Genomic DNA, 15,450 nt, shown 5'->3' on the forward strand with positions numbered 1-15,450 from the left:
CCAGCTCCCACAGGTTTTGTGCTGTTTTTGTGGGAGCTGGCTTGCCAGCGATGGGCTTCAGTCAAATATTTTGCCGATCGCCTTTCGGGTCGAAGAACACCGAAGACACGATTTCAGCCTCGATCACGCTACCGTCGGCCTGGGGCGAGAACACCCGCTCACCGATACGCTTCAAACCACCTTTGACCACACCCATGGCAAACGAATAACCCAGGGAGTTGTGGGCATAGCTGGAAGTCACGTGGCCAACCATGGTCATCGGGATCGCCTGCTTCGGATCGAACACCAGTTGCGCACCCTCGGGCAGCCATTGGGTCGGGTTGACCGGCTTGAGGCCCACCAGCTGTTTGCGCTGGTCACGTACACAGTCTTCGCGGTTCATGCCGCGCCAGCCGAGCCACGAGAACGGTTTGGTACGGCCTACGCACCAACCCATGTTCAAGTCATCCGGGGTCATGGAGCCGTCAGTGTCCTGGCCGACGATGATGAAACCCTTCTCGGCCCGCAGCACGTGCATGGTCTCGGTGCCATAGGGGGTAAGGTTGTATTGCTTGCCCGCCTCGACGATTTTCTCCAGTACACCCATGGCGTAGTCAGCCTGGATATTGACCTCGTACGACAGCTCGCCAGTAAACGAGATACGGAACACCCGTGCCGGTACACCGCCCACCAGCCCCTCCTTCCAGGTCATGAACGGGAAGGCCTCGCGGTCCAGGTCGATATTGGTCACTTCACTCAACAGCTTGCGGCTGTTGGGCCCGGACAGGGTCAGGGTGGCGTAGTGGTCGGTCACCGAAGTGAAGTACACCTTGAGCTCTGGCCATTCGGTCTGCTGGTAGATTTCCAGCCATTGCAGTACCCGCGCCGCGCCACCAGTGGTGGTGGTCATCACAAAATGGTTGTCGGCCAGACAGGCGGTTACACCGTCATCGAAGACCATGCCGTCTTCTTTGCACATCAGGCCGTAGCGGGCCTTGCCCACGTCGAGCTTGGTCCAGGCGTTGGTGTAGATACGGTTGAGGAATTCCCGCGCATCCGGGCCTTGAATGTCGATTTTGCCCAGTGTGGAGGCATCGAGAATACCGACGCTGTCACGCACGGCCTGGCACTCACGCTTGACCGCTGCGTGCAGGTCTTCGCCGTTGCGCGGGAAATACCACGGGCGTTTCCATTGGCCCACGTCTTCAAACTCGGCACCCTGCTTGACGTGCCAGGCTTGCAGCGCGGTGTAGCGCACCGGCTCGAAGATATGCCCGCAATGGCGGCCCGCCACGGCGCCAAACGTTACCGGCGTGTAGTTGGGGCGGAACATGGTGGTGCCCATCTGCGGGATGGTCACGTTCAGCGAACGTGCAGCAATGGCCAGCCCGTTGACGTTGCCCAGCTTGCCCTGATCGGTACCGAAGCCCAGGGCGGTGTAGCGTTTGACATGCTCGACCGACTCGAAACCTTCGCGAGTCGCCAGTTCGATGGCGGCGGCGGTGACGTCGTTTTGCAGGTCGACAAATTGCTTGGGCGCTCGCGCCGTGCCTTTTTCATGGGGCACGTGGAACAGCGCCAAGGTTGCTTCCTGAAGCTGGTTCAGGGCTTTGGGCAATACACCTTCCACCGCTTTGAAGCCCGCTTCGCTGGCCGCACGTACGCCGCCTTCAAAACCGTCGGCAAGACTGTCGCCCAGGCCGTAAACACCATTGATCCCCCCTACGCACACACGCTTTTGCGGCGCTTCACCGGGGACAAAACCGAGGATGTCTTCGCGCCAGGTCGGCTTGCCGCCCAGGTGCGAAGCCAGGTGAACCACCGGGCTGTAACCGCCCGAAGTGGCCACCAGATCACATTCCAGCCATTCGCCGGGGCTGGCGACACTGAGGGATTTAAGATCAATCGCCGCCACCCGGGCACTGTTCACATGCTTGCTGCCACGGGTTTCGATCACCGCGCTGCCGGTCAAAATGCGGATGCCTTTAGCCCGCGCCGCCTCTACCAGTGCGCCACGCGGGTTGCTGCGCGCATCGGCGACAGCCACCACCTGCTGACCAGCATCAAGCCAGTCCAGCGCTACGCGGTAGGCATGGTCGTTGTTGGTGCTCAGCACCAGCTTTTTGCCCGGTGCCACGCCATAGCGGCGCACGTAAGAGGACACTGCGCCCGCCAGCATATTGCCCGGCACGTCGTTGTTACCGTATACCAATGGCCGCTCGCAGGCGCCGGTCGCCAGTACCACGCGCTTGGCCCGAACCCGGTGGATGCGCTGACGTACCTGGCCGATCGGCGCGCGATCACCCAGATGATCGGTGAGGCGTTCATGAATGGTCAGGAAGTTGTGGTCGTGATAACCGTTGACGGTCGCCCGTGGCAGCAGGATCACGTCCGGCAGTGCCTTGAGCTCGGCAATAACCTTGCCCACCCATTCCATCGCCGGTTTGCCGTCCAGGCTTTCGCGGCTGTCGAGCAGGCTGCCGCCAAATTCTTCCTGCTCATCGGCCACGATCACCCGCGCGCCGCTGCGCGCTGCCGCCAGTGCCGCTGCCAGACCGGCAGGGCCTGCACCGACAATCAGCACGTCGCAGTGGTGGTTCATGTAGTCGTAGGTATCAGGATCGTTCTGGGTCGGCGAACGGCCCAGGCCTGCGGCCTTGCGGATGTACTTCTCGTAAGTCATCCAGAACGACTGCGGGTACATAAACGTCTTGTAGTAGAAGCCCGGCGGCATCAGCTTGCCGCCGACCTTGCCGAGAATGCCCATCACATCGTTGTTGACATTGGGCCAGCCGTTGGTGCTGGTGGCGACCAGGCCCTGATACAGCGCCTGTTGCGTGGCGCGTACGTTGGGAATCTGGGTGGCTTCGGTGGCGCCGATCTGCAGCACCGCATTGGGCTCTTCGGCACCGGCAGCGTAAATGCCACGGGGTCGGGAATATTTGAAGCTGCGACCGATCACGTCGACGCCGTTGGCCAGCAAGGCTGCGGCCAGGGTATCGCCTTCGTAGCCTTTGTACTGTTGGCCGTTGAAGGTAAAGGTCAGCACCTTGCTGCGGTCAACACGACCGCCATTAGGCAAGCGATGGGTCTGGCTCATACCTTTTCTCCCTGCTCGCGAGTGGCCGTGGTGGTCTGTGGCGCAGCCTCTTCAGTGAACTGCGGCTTGCTGCCGATCAGATAGGTTTCAAGAATTTCGTAGGTCACGGTGTTGCGCGTGGCGTTGAAAAACTGCCGGCAACCGGCGACGTGGTTCCACAGTTCGTGGTGCAGACCGCGCGGGTTGTCGCGAAAGAACATGTAGTCGCCCCACTCGGCATCGGTGCAGGCGCCGGGGTCCAGCGGGCGCGGGATATGCGCCTGGCCGCTGGCATGGAATTCCTCTTCGGAGCGCAGTTCGCCGCAATGGGGACAGAAGATATGCAACATGGGTATTTCTCCTGTTAGTGAGCAACCGCGGCAGCGCCGTGTTCGTCGATCAGGGCACCGGTGTGGAACCGGTCAATGGAAAACGGGGCAGCCAGGGGATGCATCTCGCCTTTGGCCAGGCTGGCGGCAAAAACGTTGCCCGAGCCCGGCGTAGCCTTGAAGCCGCCCGTGCCCCAACCGCAGTTGAAAAACAGGTTCGGCACCGGAGTTTTGGAGATGATCGGGCAGGCATCCGGGGTGGTGTCGACGATGCCGCCCCACTGGCGGTTCATGCGCACGCGGGACAGTACCGGGAACATTTCCACGATCGCCTGGATGGTGTGCTCGATCACCGGGTACGAACCGCGCTGGCCATAGCCGACCCAGCCGTCGATACCGGCACCGATCACCAGGTCGCCCTTGTCGGACTGGCTGATATAGCCGTGAACGGCGTTGGACATGATCACGCTGTCGATAATCGGCTTGATCGGCTCCGACACCAGCGCCTGCAGCGGGTGGGATTCGATCGGCAGGCGAAAGCCTGCCTGGCGGGCCATATGCCCCGAGTTGCCCGCCGTGACCACACCCACGCGCTTGGCGCCGATAAAGCCTTTGCTGGTTTCAACACCGATACACACGCCGTTTTCCTTGCGAAAGCCCAGCACTTCGGTCTGCTGGATCAGGTCCACGCCCAGTGCATCCGCGGCGCGGGCAAAGCCCCAGGCCACGGCATCGTGGCGGGCCACGCCGCCACGGCGTTGTACCGTGGCACCGATAATCGGGTAGCGGGTGTTTTTTGAGCAATCGAGGTACGGAATCTCGTCCGCCACCTGTTTGCCGTTGAGCAGTTCACCGTCCACGCCATTGAGGCGGTTGGCACTGACCCGGCGTTCCGAGTCGCGCATGTCCTGCAGGGTGTGGCACAGGTTATAGACCCCGCGCTGGGAGAACATGACGTTGTAGTTAAGGTCCTGGGACAGGCCTTCCCACAACTTCATCGCGTGTTCGTACAGGTGCGCTGACTCGTCCCACAGGTAATTGGAACGCACGATGGTGGTGTTGCGCGCCGTGTTGCCGCCGCCCAGCCAGCCTTTCTCGACCACCGCCACATTGGTGATGCCGTGTTCCTTGGCCAGGTAGTAGGCGGTTGCCAGCCCGTGGCCGCCACCGCCGACGATAACCACGTCATAGACCTTTTTCGGGGTTGGCGTGCGCCACATCTTCTGCCAGTTTTCGTGATGGCTGAGGGAGTGCTTGAAGAGGCCGAAGCCTGAATACCGTTGCATAGGGTTTACTCCAAAAACGCGCTCAGCGATAAACCGGGAAGTCTTTGCACAGCGAGGTCACCTGGCGTGCCACATCGGCCTCGATATCGGCATCGCCGAGGTGATCGAGGATGTCGCAGATCCAGCCTGCCAGTTCCGTGCACTGCGCCACCTTGAAACCGCGGGTGGTCACCGCCGGGGTGCCGATACGCAGGCCCGAGGTCACGAACGGCGATTGCGGGTCGTTAGGCACGGCATTCTTGTTGACCGTGATATGCGCACGTCCGAGGGCGGCGTCGGCGTCCTTGCCGGTCAGGCCCTGACGGATCAGGCTGAGCAGGAACAGGTGGTTGTCGGTACCGCCCGAGACCACGTCGAAGCCGCGCTTGATAAACACCTCGGCCATGGCCTGGGCGTTGTCGATAACCTGCTTCTGATAGGTTTTGAAGCCTGGCTCCAGCGCTTCTTTAAAGCACACCGCCTTGGCCGCAATCACATGCATCAGCGGACCGCCCTGCCCACCGGGAAACACCGCCGAGTTGAGTTTTTTCTCCAGTGCTTCGTTGGCCTTGGCCAGAATCAGGCCGCCACGGGGGCCGCGCAGGGTTTTGTGGGTCGTGGTGGTGACTACGTCAGCGTAGGGCAGCGGGTTCGGGTACAGACCCGCTGCAACCAGACCGGCCACGTGGGCCATGTCCACAAACAGATAAGCGCCGACCTTATCTGCGATCTGACGAAAGCGCGGGAAATCGAGGAATTTTGAGTAAGCCGAGAACCCGGCAATAATCATCCTGGGCTGATGTTCAACGGCCAGACGCTCCACTTCGTCGTAGTCGATCAGGCCAGTGGCGGTATCGATACCGTACTGCACAGCGTTATAGAGTTTGCCGGAGAAGCTGACGCTGGCGCCGTGGGTCAAATGCCCGCCGTGGGCCAGGCTCATGCCCAGCACGGTGTCACCGGCATTGAGCAGGGCCAGGTACACCGCCGCGTTGGCCTGGCTGCCCGAATGCGGTTGCACGTTGGCGTAATCGGCACCGAACAGTTGTTTGGCACGGTCGATGGCCAGTTGCTCGACCTTGTCCACATGTTCGCAGCCACCGTAGTAGCGCTTGCCCGGGTAGCCTTCGGCGTACTTGTTGGTCAGACCGCTGCCTTGAGCTTCCATTACGCGCTGGCTGGTGTAGTTTTCGGAGGCGATCAACTCGATATGATCTTCCTGGCGCTGATCTTCGGCATTCATGGCCGCTAACAAGGCATCGTCGTAACCCTGGATCTGATCCTGCTTGCTGAACATTGCGTGTCTCCCAGCGCCAGCGCGCCTTTTGGTCTCGGTGGGGCTGATGCCCTTTGAGCCTGATGGTAGAGCTGGCGCAGGCGGACCAAATGCCTATGGACGCCACGCAATGGTGCGTTTACGACATGAAGAAATACATAACCTGTGGGAGCGGGCTTGCTCGCGATTGCAGCACCTCGTTCTTTCAGATGTACCGAGTAGTTTGAATCGCGAGCAAGCCCGCTCCCACAGTGCTACTTAGGCGTTTTCGTGTAGGGAGTTTCCGTACTTCAAGTCGTGCCTGTGCACCCGCCAAAATCTTGGATAAAGTGCACCACAACATTCGACCAAGGAACCGGAAAATGACTGACAAGAGCCAACAATTCGCCAGCGACAACTACTCCGGTATCTGCCCCGAAGTCTGGTCTGCCATGGAAAAAGCCAACCACGGCCACCAACGCTCATACGGCGACGATGAGTGGACCCTGCGCGCCTCCAATGACTTTCGCAAACTGTTCGAAACAGACTGCGAGGTGTATTTCGCCTTTAACGGCACCGCGGCCAACTCCCTGGCCCTGTCGTCGTTGTGCCAGAGTTTCCACAGCGTGATCTGCTCCGAGACCGCCCACGTCGAAACCGACGAATGCGGCGCCCCGGAGTTCTTTTCCAACGGTTCCAAGCTGCTGATCGCGCGTACTGAAAACGGCAAGATCACCCCCGAGTCGATCCGCGAAATCGCCCTCAAGCGCAAGGATATCCACTACCCCAAACCGCGTGTGGTCACCATCACCCAGGCCACTGAAGTCGGCAGCGTGTACCGCCCGGAAGAAATCCGCGCCATCAGCGCCACCTGCAAGGAGCTGGGCCTGCTGTTGCATATGGACGGCGCGCGCTTCTCCAACGCCTGCGCCTTCCTCGGCTGCACCCCGGCAGAACTGAGCTGGAAAGCTGGCGTGGATGTGCTGTGCTTTGGCGGGACCAAAAACGGCATGGCGGTGGGCGAAGCGATTCTGTTCTTCAACCATGACCTGTCGGTGGACTTTGACTACCGCTGCAAACAGGCCGGGCAACTGGCATCGAAAATGCGTTTCTTGTCGGCCCCTTGGGTTGGCCTGCTGGAAAACGACGCCTGGCTCAAACACTCCCGCCACGCCAACCACTGCGCGCAACTGCTGAGCCAGCTGGTGAGTGATATTCCGGGGGTTGAGCTGATGTTTCCGGTGGAGGCCAACGGCGTGTTCCTGCAACTGTCGGAACCGGCCGTGACTGCGCTGACTGCCAAGGGCTGGCGTTTCTATACCTTTATCGGCAAAGGCGGCGCACGCTTCATGTGCTCGTGGGATACCGAGGAAGCACGGGTACGGGAACTGGCGGCGGATATTCGCGAAGTGATGTCGGCGTAATGCGAACGCTACATCAATAGTACTGTGGGAGCGGGCTAGCTCGCGATTCAGGCAACGCGGTTTGTCTGAACGACTGCGCTGATGCCATCGCGAGCAAGCCCGCTCCCACAGAGGGTGATTGGTTTACGAACTATCAGGATTGCCCCAGAGTTCGCTCAATCACATCGACCGTGGCGCTGACTTGCTCTTGATAACGGTCGAGTTCCTGTTTGTGGCTCAGTTGCAGCTCAATCTGTTGGGAACACAGATTCAGTGCTGCCAGCACCAGCAGTTTGTCCCCGATCAGGCTCGGGTACTTTCTTTTCGTTTCGGCCAGGGCGGCTTTCAACATGACCGTGGCCGCCATCAGGGTTTTTTGCTCCCCCTCCGGCGCTTTGATCGTGTAGTCGTTACCCAGAATCGAGACGACATTTACTCCGTCTCTGTCAAGGCTCATGCGCTGACAGGGCTCGCGCGCTCAACCAGTGCCTGGATGCGTGCTGCAGTTGCGCCTTGCTTCTCTTCCTGTTCCATCAGAGTCAGTTGCAGGCTTTCGTTTTCGTCTTTGGCCAGAGCCAGCTCAGCGCTCAGTTGCTCGTTGGTGTCCAGCAGTTCTTGCTTTTGCTGAACCAGGTCGCTGACCAGTTGTTCCAGTTTGCTAAGGGATGATTCGATCATGATGAAGTTCTCAAGCAGTTTCAGAGGGCGCGTACGATAAAGAAAAGTCGGCGGCTAAGCTAGCGCCAACCGGCCTTATCAGACCCCTAATGACTCTGCTTTAGAGCCTTTGTTCCCGAGATCACCGAATACCCTGTGGGAGCGGGCTTGCTCGCGATTCAGGCAACGCGGTTTAACTGACCGTCTGCGCTGATGCCATCGCGAGCAAGGCCGCTCCCACAAGAGCGCTGCAAACCTCAAAACTCAATTCTCACATCCCCCTTCGGCACGCTGCAGCACGACAGGATATAACCCTCGGCCACGTCCTCGTCGGTGATGCCGCCGTTGTGCTCCATCTCCACTTCGCCGCCCAGTTTCAGCACCTTGCACGTCCCGCAGATGCCCATACCGCAGGCCTTGGGGATCAGCAGCCCGAGCTTGGCCGCCGCCGCATGCACGGTTTCGGCCGGGCCCACGCGGATGCTCTTGCCCGATGCAGTGAATTCCACCTGATTCAAATCCGCCACGTCCAGCTCCGGCGCCTCGGCCGCCTGCTCGGCTTGCTCCACCGCATCAGCCCGCGCTTCGGGCGGCGTCGCACCGAAAGACTCCTCATGGTAACGGCTCATATCGAAGCCATTGGCTTCGAGCAAACGCTTCACCGCATTCATATAAGGCGTGGGCCCGCAGCAAAACACCTCGCGCTCCATAAAGTCGGGGGCCATCAGGTCGAGCATCTTGTGGTTCAGGTAACCGCGATAGCCGGCCCAAGGCTCGCCCAGCCCGTGTTTCTCGCAGATCAGGTGCAGGCTGAAGTTATCGATGCGCGAAGCCATATGCTCCAGCTCGCGGTGGTAAATGATGTCTTTGGGCGAGCGGGCGCTGTGGATAAACACCATGTCGACATTGGCGTTGGTGTCGTAAAACCAGCGCGCCATCGACATCACCGGGGTAATCCCCACACCGCCGCTCAGGTACAGCACCTTGGGGCTAGGCGCGTCGATGGCGTTGAACAGCCCGACAGGCCCGTGCACCGCCAGCTCCTGGCCTTCCTGCAGGTTGTCGTGCAGCCAGTTGGACACCCGCCCGCCGGGCACGCGCTTGATGGTTACCGAAAAGCTGTAGGGCACCGACGGTGAACTGGAAATGGTGTACGAGCGCATCACCGGGTCGCCGTCGATTTCCAGCTCCAGGGTGACGAACTGCCCCGGCTTGAAAAAGAACAGGATCGGCTGGTCGGCCATAAAACAGAAGGTGCGCACGTCCCAGGTTTCCTGAATCACTTTGACGCATCGCACGATGTGCCGGCCATTGGCCCAGGTCTGGGTAGTTACCGGGTTCAGAAAGCTGTTGGACATGCGTTTCTCCACGGCCGACAACCGGCCTCTTGCTGGCGATTCTGCGCATGCCCGCTGGCGGTCATTTATCCATTCGCGACATTCACATACTTATCGCGACCAGCCCCTGAAAACAGTACCTCCAGCGTCGGGAACAGATTGGGCCATGTCGCCCGCAGATATGGCATGTCGGCACTTCAAACGCACACTCAGCGCCACACATTACGTTTATAGCTATGCCTTGCGTCGCACCCTTGATCAGCCACTTTTAGGCCACATCCGATGGCCATGAGGATTACAACGATGGACGTCACCGCAAACCTGAGCCTGGGCGATCCACTGGAACCCGCACGCAAGGCCACCGCCGAGATGTTGCAGACCCGAGAACGCACGTTTTCGCTGCCGCAGCCGTTTTATAACGATGAGCGCCTGTTTGAAATCGATATGCAGGAGATCTTCCAGAAGGAATGGCTGATTGCAGGCATGACCTGCGAGATCCCGGCCAAGGGCAACTTCCTGACCCTGCAAGTGGGCAAGAACCCGATCATCGTGATTCGCGGCGCCGAAGGCCAGGTGCATGCCTTCCATAACGTGTGCCGCCATCGCGGATCGCGGTTGTGCACCAGCGAAAAGGGCAAGGTTGCCAAGCTGGTGTGCCATTACCACCAGTGGACCTACGAGCTGGACGGACGCCTGCTGTTTGCCGGCACCGAGATGGGCGCCGACTTCGACATGAAGCAATACGGCCTCAAGCCGGTCAACGTGAAAACTGCCGGTGGCTATATCTTTATCAGCCTGGCCGAGAACCCGCCTGCTATTGACGAGTTCCTGGCCACGCTGAACCACTATATGGAACCCTACGATATGGAAAACACCAAGGTGGCGATTCAAACCACCCTGGTTGAAAAAGCCAACTGGAAGCTGGTGCTGGAAAACAACCGCGAGTGCTACCACTGCAACGCATCGCACCCCGAGTTGCTCAAGACCTTGCTGGAGTGGGACGACGTGACTGACCCCCGCGCCGATCAGGCATTCAAGGACCACGTTGCAGCCTCGGCCGCTGCCTGGGACGCCGAAAAAATCCCGTACGCCCACGCCAGTTTCGGCCTGCGCAACCGCATCGTGCGTATGCCGCTGCTCAAGGGCACGGTGTCGATGACCCTGGATGGCAAACAGGGCTGTGCAAAACTCATGGGACGGATCAAAAACCCTGACCTGGGCTCGATGCGCATCCTGCACTTGCCCCATTCGTGGAACCACTGCATGGGCGACCATATCATCGTGTTTACGGTGTGGCCGATCAGCGCGCAAGAAACCGTGGTGTCCACCAAATGGCTGGTGCACAAAGACGCGGTCGAAGGGGTGGACTATGACGTGGAGCGCATGCGCAAGGTATGGGACGCCACCAACGATCAGGATCGTCGCCTGGCCGAAGAGAACCAGCGCGGCATCAACTCGGTGGCTTACCAGCCGGGGCCATACTCGCAGACCTACGAGTTTGGCGTGGTCAACTTTATCGACTGGTACAGCGAGCGGCTGCTGAACAATCTGGGGGCAGCGCCAGCGGCGTACCTCAAAGGTGTGGTTGCTCAGTAAAACTGCCCTCGCCCTGCCCCTCTCCCGGAGAGAGTGGGTTGGGGTGAGGGTCTGATACACACCTGATCGTTTTTTGACCAACGCACCACACCCCCCGAGTTCAAAGGCCCACAGCCCTTCACCAACAACTTGTCCACAGGCACACCCACAGTAATTGTGGGGAAGTGGACAAGTTATCCCTAAAAACGCGATTGGTCGTTTTTTGTACAAACCACTGAAAGCCACGTATTACATGGCTCGTAGCCAACCGCGAACACCTTATCCACATATCCACCAACAGAGAATGTGCGCAACTTATGCACTGCCCTCATTCGCTGTGGAAAACCCTTTAAAGTACCGATTACTCAGGGGTTTCACTGACGGGCAGTGGATAAAGCACTGATTTGAGTGTTTTTTGATCAGAAGCCTGCAAGCCACGGTTTGTACGGGTCTTAGCCGACAGCAAACAACTTATCCACATAAGCGCTAACAGACTTTGTGGGCAAGTGTCAGCGCACCACACCTTCTTCAATCAGCAGCTTCAAAATGGCCTGCGCGCCCTCTTCTGCGCTGACGCCCTTGAGCACCTGCCCGGAACCGCCAGCCGCCTTGGCTGTGGCCGCTTTCATACGATCAGCGCCGCTTTTGGCCTTGATCACCTTCAAACGCTTGGGCCGTGGTCGGGCGGGTTGCAGCACGCCTGTTGTGGATAACTCATCGGCAATGATTTCAACCACTTCGCCATTGACCAGGCCACGTGTGGCCGGGCCATAGGCGCTTTGTCGGGCCTTGGGAGCAGCGTTATCCACAGTCACCAGGAAGGGCAGCCGTACTTGCAGCCTGCGCCGCTGGCCGCGAGGCAAGGCTTGCAGCACCTGGGCCACGCCGTTGTGGATAGATTCGATCTGCGCCACGCCCACCAGCAGCGGCCAGCCCAGTTGCTCGGCCAGCAGGTAGGGCAGCATTCCAGAACCTTCGCCGGTTTCGGCCTGGCTGCCGGTCAGCACCAGTTGCACCCCGCATTCACGGATGTAATCACGCAGTGCGGGTACGGCATCGGCACCGTCCGGTTGTTCGAGCACATGCAACTCTTCAAGGCCCATGCCCAGATAAGCGCGCAGCGCAGGTTCATGGGGGTTGCCCGCGTGCAGCACATGCAGGTTATCCCCAGCCAGTTCCAGACCCAGCTCGACTGCGCGGGCGTCCTGCTCGGCGCGGCGGGCGCGGCCCGATGCGGGGTGGGCGCCGATTGAAACCAGTGCAACGGTGGCGATGGTCATACATAAATCTCCAGAACAATGTGGGAGCGGGCTTGCTCGCGATAGGGTCGCCGCGGTGTATCAGGCAGAACGAGTCGCCTGATTCGCGAGCAAGCCCGCTCCCACAGAAGATGCGTTACGCCAGTTATCCACAGCCACAATCAACGCCTCAAGCACCGCCGCACTGTCGCCAATCACCGACAAATCCGCGCGTTTGATCATGTCGCAACCAGGGTCCAAGTTGATTGCCACCACCTTGTCGCAGGCGCCAATCCCTTGCAGATGCTGAATCGCCCCGCTGATCCCGACTGCCACATAAACCCGCGCCGTGACCCATACCCCGCTGGCACCGACCTGACGCTCACGGCCCATAAAACCATCGTCTACCGCCACCCGTGAGGCGCCTTCAGTGGCGCCAAGGGCGGTGGCGGCCCTGTGGAAAAGCCCCCAGTCCTTGATCCCGTTGCCACCGCTGAGGATAAATTCAGCCTCGGCCATGGGAATCGCCGAAGGATCAACTTCAACCGCGCCCAGATCCTCAATACGCGGCAAACAACTGGCAACGGCTGTGGATAACTGCACTTCCAACGCCTCATGCCGGGTTTCGCTGACCGGCTCGGCGCACTCGGCCGCTGCCAGAATCAACCGCCGCAACGGCTGCGCCACATCTTGCAAGCCTGCCCCGGCACGACCGATGCAGGCACCATCCTTGACCTGCCATACCCGCGTGGCCGGGCGTTCGCCCAGGCTTGCGGCAAAGCGGCGGCCCAGTTCGGCACCACCGCTGCGGCTGTCCGGCAACAGCCAGTGCCTGGGCGAAAACTGGTTATCCACAGCCCGCAAGCCAAGCACCTGCTGTTCCGGTGCATAACCTTGGCTGTCGAGCAGCAACAGCCGATCAACCCCGGCTGTGGCAAAGGCAGTTTCTTTGGACTCGCCAAATACCACCGCCAGCACAGCGCCATCGCTGCCTGCCAGTTGCCGGGCCAGGCCCAGCAGGTCGCGGTCATGGCTGCTTAAACGTCCGCCGACCATATCCGGCACCACGGCGATATAAAACGCCGGGGCAGGCACTTGATACAGCGGCAATTGCACGGCAACAGTGGCCGTGCGTTTGCTCACGCCACCTTGTTGCGCACCGCTGCGGTCGATGCGCTTGATGCCGTTGGGGCCGATAAAGCCCACGCCATGCACGTTTTTGCGCAGTACGCCGTTAGGCCCCATCCAGCTCTGCTGCTGGGGCTGCATGGCCGCATGCAGCGGGTGCAGACGGTTGCGGGCGATCCACTCGGCGCGTGGGTCGCGGCGAATAATGTCACTCATGCGATCACCTCCGGGGCTGCACGCTTGGCCGACTGGGCGGGCGCTGCACCTTCAATCAGGGCATCGGCCACCAGTTCGGCAATGTCCTTGATCAGCGGGCGTGGCTCGACCACGCCTTCGAGCATGGCGGTGCATTGCGGGCAGCCCACGGCCACGCGCTCGGCGCCGGTTTCACGGATATCGTCCATGCGCATATCGGGAATCCGCTGCTTGCCGGGGATGTCAGTAATCGGCGCGCCACCACCACCCCCGCAGCAACGGGAGCGAAAGCCCGAGCGCTGCATCTCTTTGACCTCAATGCCCAGCGCACGCAGGACCGCACGCGGCGCCTCGTATTCACCGTTGTAACGGCCCAGGTAACAGGGGTCGTGGTAGGTGACACTGCCGCCCGCATCCGCAGCCAGATTGAGCAGACCGGCACCGATCAGCTCAGCCATATAGGTACTGTGGTGCTGCACAAGGTAGTCACCGCCAAAGGCGCCGTATTCGTTTTTCAGCACATGAAAACTGTGGGGATCGCAGGTGACAATGCGCTGGAACCGGTACTGCGCCAGAGTCTGGATATTGCGTTTGGCCAGAGCCTGAAAAGTCGCTTCATCACCCAGGCGCCGGGCCACATCACCACTGTCGCGTTCTTCCAGCCCGAGCACGGCGAAGTTGACCCTGGCCGCTTTCAGGACTTTGACGAAAGCGCGCAAGGTGCGTTGGTTGCGCATGTCGAAAGCGCCATCACCGACCCAGAACAGCACCTCTGCCGCAGGCTTGTCGCGCATCAGGTCGAGGTTCAAATCCGCCGCCCAATTCATCCGCCCGCCAGGGGCAAAACCGCCGGGGTTGTCGGTGGCGATCAGGTTCTCCAGCACCAGGGCGCCGTTGTTCGGCGTTGCGCCTTTTTCCAGGGTCAGAAAGCGGCGCATATCGACGATGGCATCCACGTGCTCGATCATCATCGGGCACTCTTCGACGCAGGCGCGGCAGGTGGTGCAGGACCACAGCGTGTCGGCATCGACCAGACCGTTGACGATGGGCAGGTGCGGATTGCCGCTGTGTTCACCGAGCGGTTTGCCCGGATAGGGGCTACCGGCGAAGTGCGCATCGGTGCCGCCCGCAAGCCCCACCACCATGTCCTGAATCAGCTTCTTGGGGTTGAGCGGCTGCCCGGCTGCAAATGCCGGGCATGCAGCTTCGCATTTGCCGCATTGCACGCAGGCGTCAAAACCAAGTAACTGGTTCCAGGTGAAATCCTTGGGTTTTTCCACCCCCAGCGGGGCTGTGCGATCGTCCAGATCCAGTGGTTTCAAACCTGTGGAGCGGCCACCGCCAAAGCGTTCGGCACGGCGGTGCCAGGCCAGATGCAAGGCACCGGCAAAGGCGTGTTTCATCGGCCCGCCCCAGGTCATACCGAAAAACAGCTCCGATACACCCCACAGCACTCCCACCGCCAGAATCGCCGCCAGCACCCAGCCGCCAAAGCCTTCGGGCAGCAAGCCAGCCACCGGCAAGGTGAGGATAAAAAAGCTTGCGGCAAATGCCAGCAGGCTTTTCGGCAGGCGCATCCACGGGCCTTTGGAGAGGCGCGACGGCGGGTTGAGACGACGCTTGAAGACAAACATCGCGCCGACAAACATCAGCGCCGTGGCAAACAGCAAGGCATAGCCGAGGATGCGGTTATGCAGGCCAAGGCCGTGGACCAGAATCGCCAACAGCGCCGCCAGTACAAAGCCCCCGGCGGTGGCGACGTGGGTGTTGGCCATGTATTTGTCGCGCGCAACCACATGGTGCAGGTCAACCATATAACGCCTGGGCATGGCCAGCAGGCCGCCGAGCCAGTCAACCTTGGCTGCGCGGCCACGGCGCCACATGTTCATGCGGCGCACGGCGCCCAGGGCGGCGAGGGCGAGGGCGGCAAATAGGAGTATGGGCAGAAGAACATTCAGCATGATGAGGCTCCGCAAATCCTGTGGGAGCTGGCTTGCCAGCGATGAGGCC

Annotated in this window: 12 protein-coding genes; 2 read left to right on the top strand and 10 right to left on the bottom strand. The window is 60.5% G+C overall.

Features of this window, described 5'->3' with window-relative positions; all coding sequences use genetic code 11:
• Window positions 1-61 precede the first annotated feature (61 nt).
• The 4 genes from ACZRMH_RS00485 to glyA are packed head-to-tail and all read right to left on the bottom strand — an operon-like array spanning window position 62 to window position 5,949.
• The gene (locus ACZRMH_RS00485) at window positions 62-3,079 is read right to left on the bottom strand and encodes a sarcosine oxidase subunit alpha (protein ID WP_464011670.1); all 3,018 of its coding nucleotides are present in this window, start codon (window positions 3,077-3,079) and stop codon (window positions 62-64) included.
• Entirely contained in the window at window positions 3,076-3,408 is a 333-nt protein-coding gene (locus tag ACZRMH_RS00490) for a sarcosine oxidase subunit delta (protein WP_464011671.1), read from the bottom strand. Before ACZRMH_RS00490 ends, ACZRMH_RS00485 begins: the two co-directional genes overlap by 4 nt.
• 14 nt (window positions 3,409-3,422) lie before the next feature.
• Window positions 3,423-4,673: a sarcosine oxidase subunit beta family protein gene (locus ACZRMH_RS00495; RefSeq protein WP_016782563.1), complete on the bottom strand. Its 1,251-nt coding sequence runs from the start codon at window positions 4,671-4,673 to the stop codon at window positions 3,423-3,425.
• A 22-nt stretch (window positions 4,674-4,695) separates the two neighbouring features.
• Window positions 4,696-5,949 carry a serine hydroxymethyltransferase gene (gene glyA, locus ACZRMH_RS00500; protein ID WP_464011672.1) on the bottom strand — a complete coding sequence of 418 codons (1,254 nt, stop codon included), beginning with the start codon at window positions 5,947-5,949 and terminating at the stop codon, window positions 4,696-4,698.
• 341 nt (window positions 5,950-6,290) lie between these two features.
• Here glyA and ACZRMH_RS00505 point away from each other — a divergent pair, with 341 nt between their 5' ends.
• A complete protein-coding gene (locus ACZRMH_RS00505; RefSeq protein WP_464011673.1) occupies window positions 6,291-7,331 on the top strand; it encodes a threonine aldolase family protein in 1,041 nt (346 codons plus the stop codon).
• A 133-nt stretch (window positions 7,332-7,464) separates the two neighbouring features.
• Here ACZRMH_RS00505 and ACZRMH_RS00510 read toward each other — a convergent pair whose 3' ends face one another.
• The 3 genes from ACZRMH_RS00510 to gbcB form a co-directional block, all read right to left on the bottom strand.
• Complete coding sequence (locus ACZRMH_RS00510; protein WP_016782567.1) at window positions 7,465-7,767, bottom strand: cell division protein ZapA; 303 nt, start codon at window positions 7,765-7,767, stop codon at window positions 7,465-7,467.
• Window positions 7,764-7,988, bottom strand: coding sequence for a hypothetical protein (locus tag ACZRMH_RS00515; RefSeq protein WP_464011674.1), 225 nt, complete (start codon window positions 7,986-7,988; stop codon window positions 7,764-7,766). The genes ACZRMH_RS00510 and ACZRMH_RS00515 overlap by 4 nt, the downstream gene beginning before the upstream one ends.
• Window positions 7,989-8,224: 236 nt before the next feature.
• Window positions 8,225-9,325, bottom strand: coding sequence for a glycine-betaine demethylase subunit GbcB (gene gbcB / locus ACZRMH_RS00520; protein ID WP_464011675.1), 1,101 nt, complete (start codon window positions 9,323-9,325; stop codon window positions 8,225-8,227).
• Between the two features lie 282 nt (window positions 9,326-9,607).
• Between gbcB and gbcA the strand changes: the two genes are divergently transcribed.
• On the top strand, window positions 9,608-10,900 hold the full coding sequence (gene gbcA, locus ACZRMH_RS00525; RefSeq protein ID WP_464011676.1) for a glycine-betaine demethylase subunit GbcA: 1,293 nt from the start codon (window positions 9,608-9,610) through the stop codon (window positions 10,898-10,900).
• 488 nt (window positions 10,901-11,388) lie between these two features.
• On the opposite strand, the gene etfB is transcribed toward gbcA, so the two are convergent.
• From etfB to dgcB, 3 genes are read right to left on the bottom strand one after another with little or no spacing between them, the layout of a single operon-like run.
• On the bottom strand, window positions 11,389-12,159 hold the full coding sequence (etfB, locus tag ACZRMH_RS00530; RefSeq protein ID WP_464011677.1) for an electron transfer flavoprotein subunit beta: 771 nt from the start codon (window positions 12,157-12,159) through the stop codon (window positions 11,389-11,391).
• Window positions 12,160-12,219: 60 nt separating this feature from the next.
• Complete coding sequence (etfA, locus tag ACZRMH_RS00535; RefSeq protein WP_464011678.1) at window positions 12,220-13,461, bottom strand: electron transfer flavoprotein subunit alpha; 1,242 nt, start codon at window positions 13,459-13,461, stop codon at window positions 12,220-12,222.
• Window positions 13,458-15,401 carry a dimethylglycine demethylation protein DgcB gene (gene dgcB, locus ACZRMH_RS00540; RefSeq protein ID WP_464011679.1) on the bottom strand — a complete coding sequence of 648 codons (1,944 nt, stop codon included), beginning with the start codon at window positions 15,399-15,401 and terminating at the stop codon, window positions 13,458-13,460. The genes etfA and dgcB overlap by 4 nt, the downstream gene beginning before the upstream one ends.
• Between the last annotated feature and the right edge of the window lie 49 nt (window positions 15,402-15,450).

It is taken from the genome of Pseudomonas sp. B414 (genome assembly GCF_055408445.1).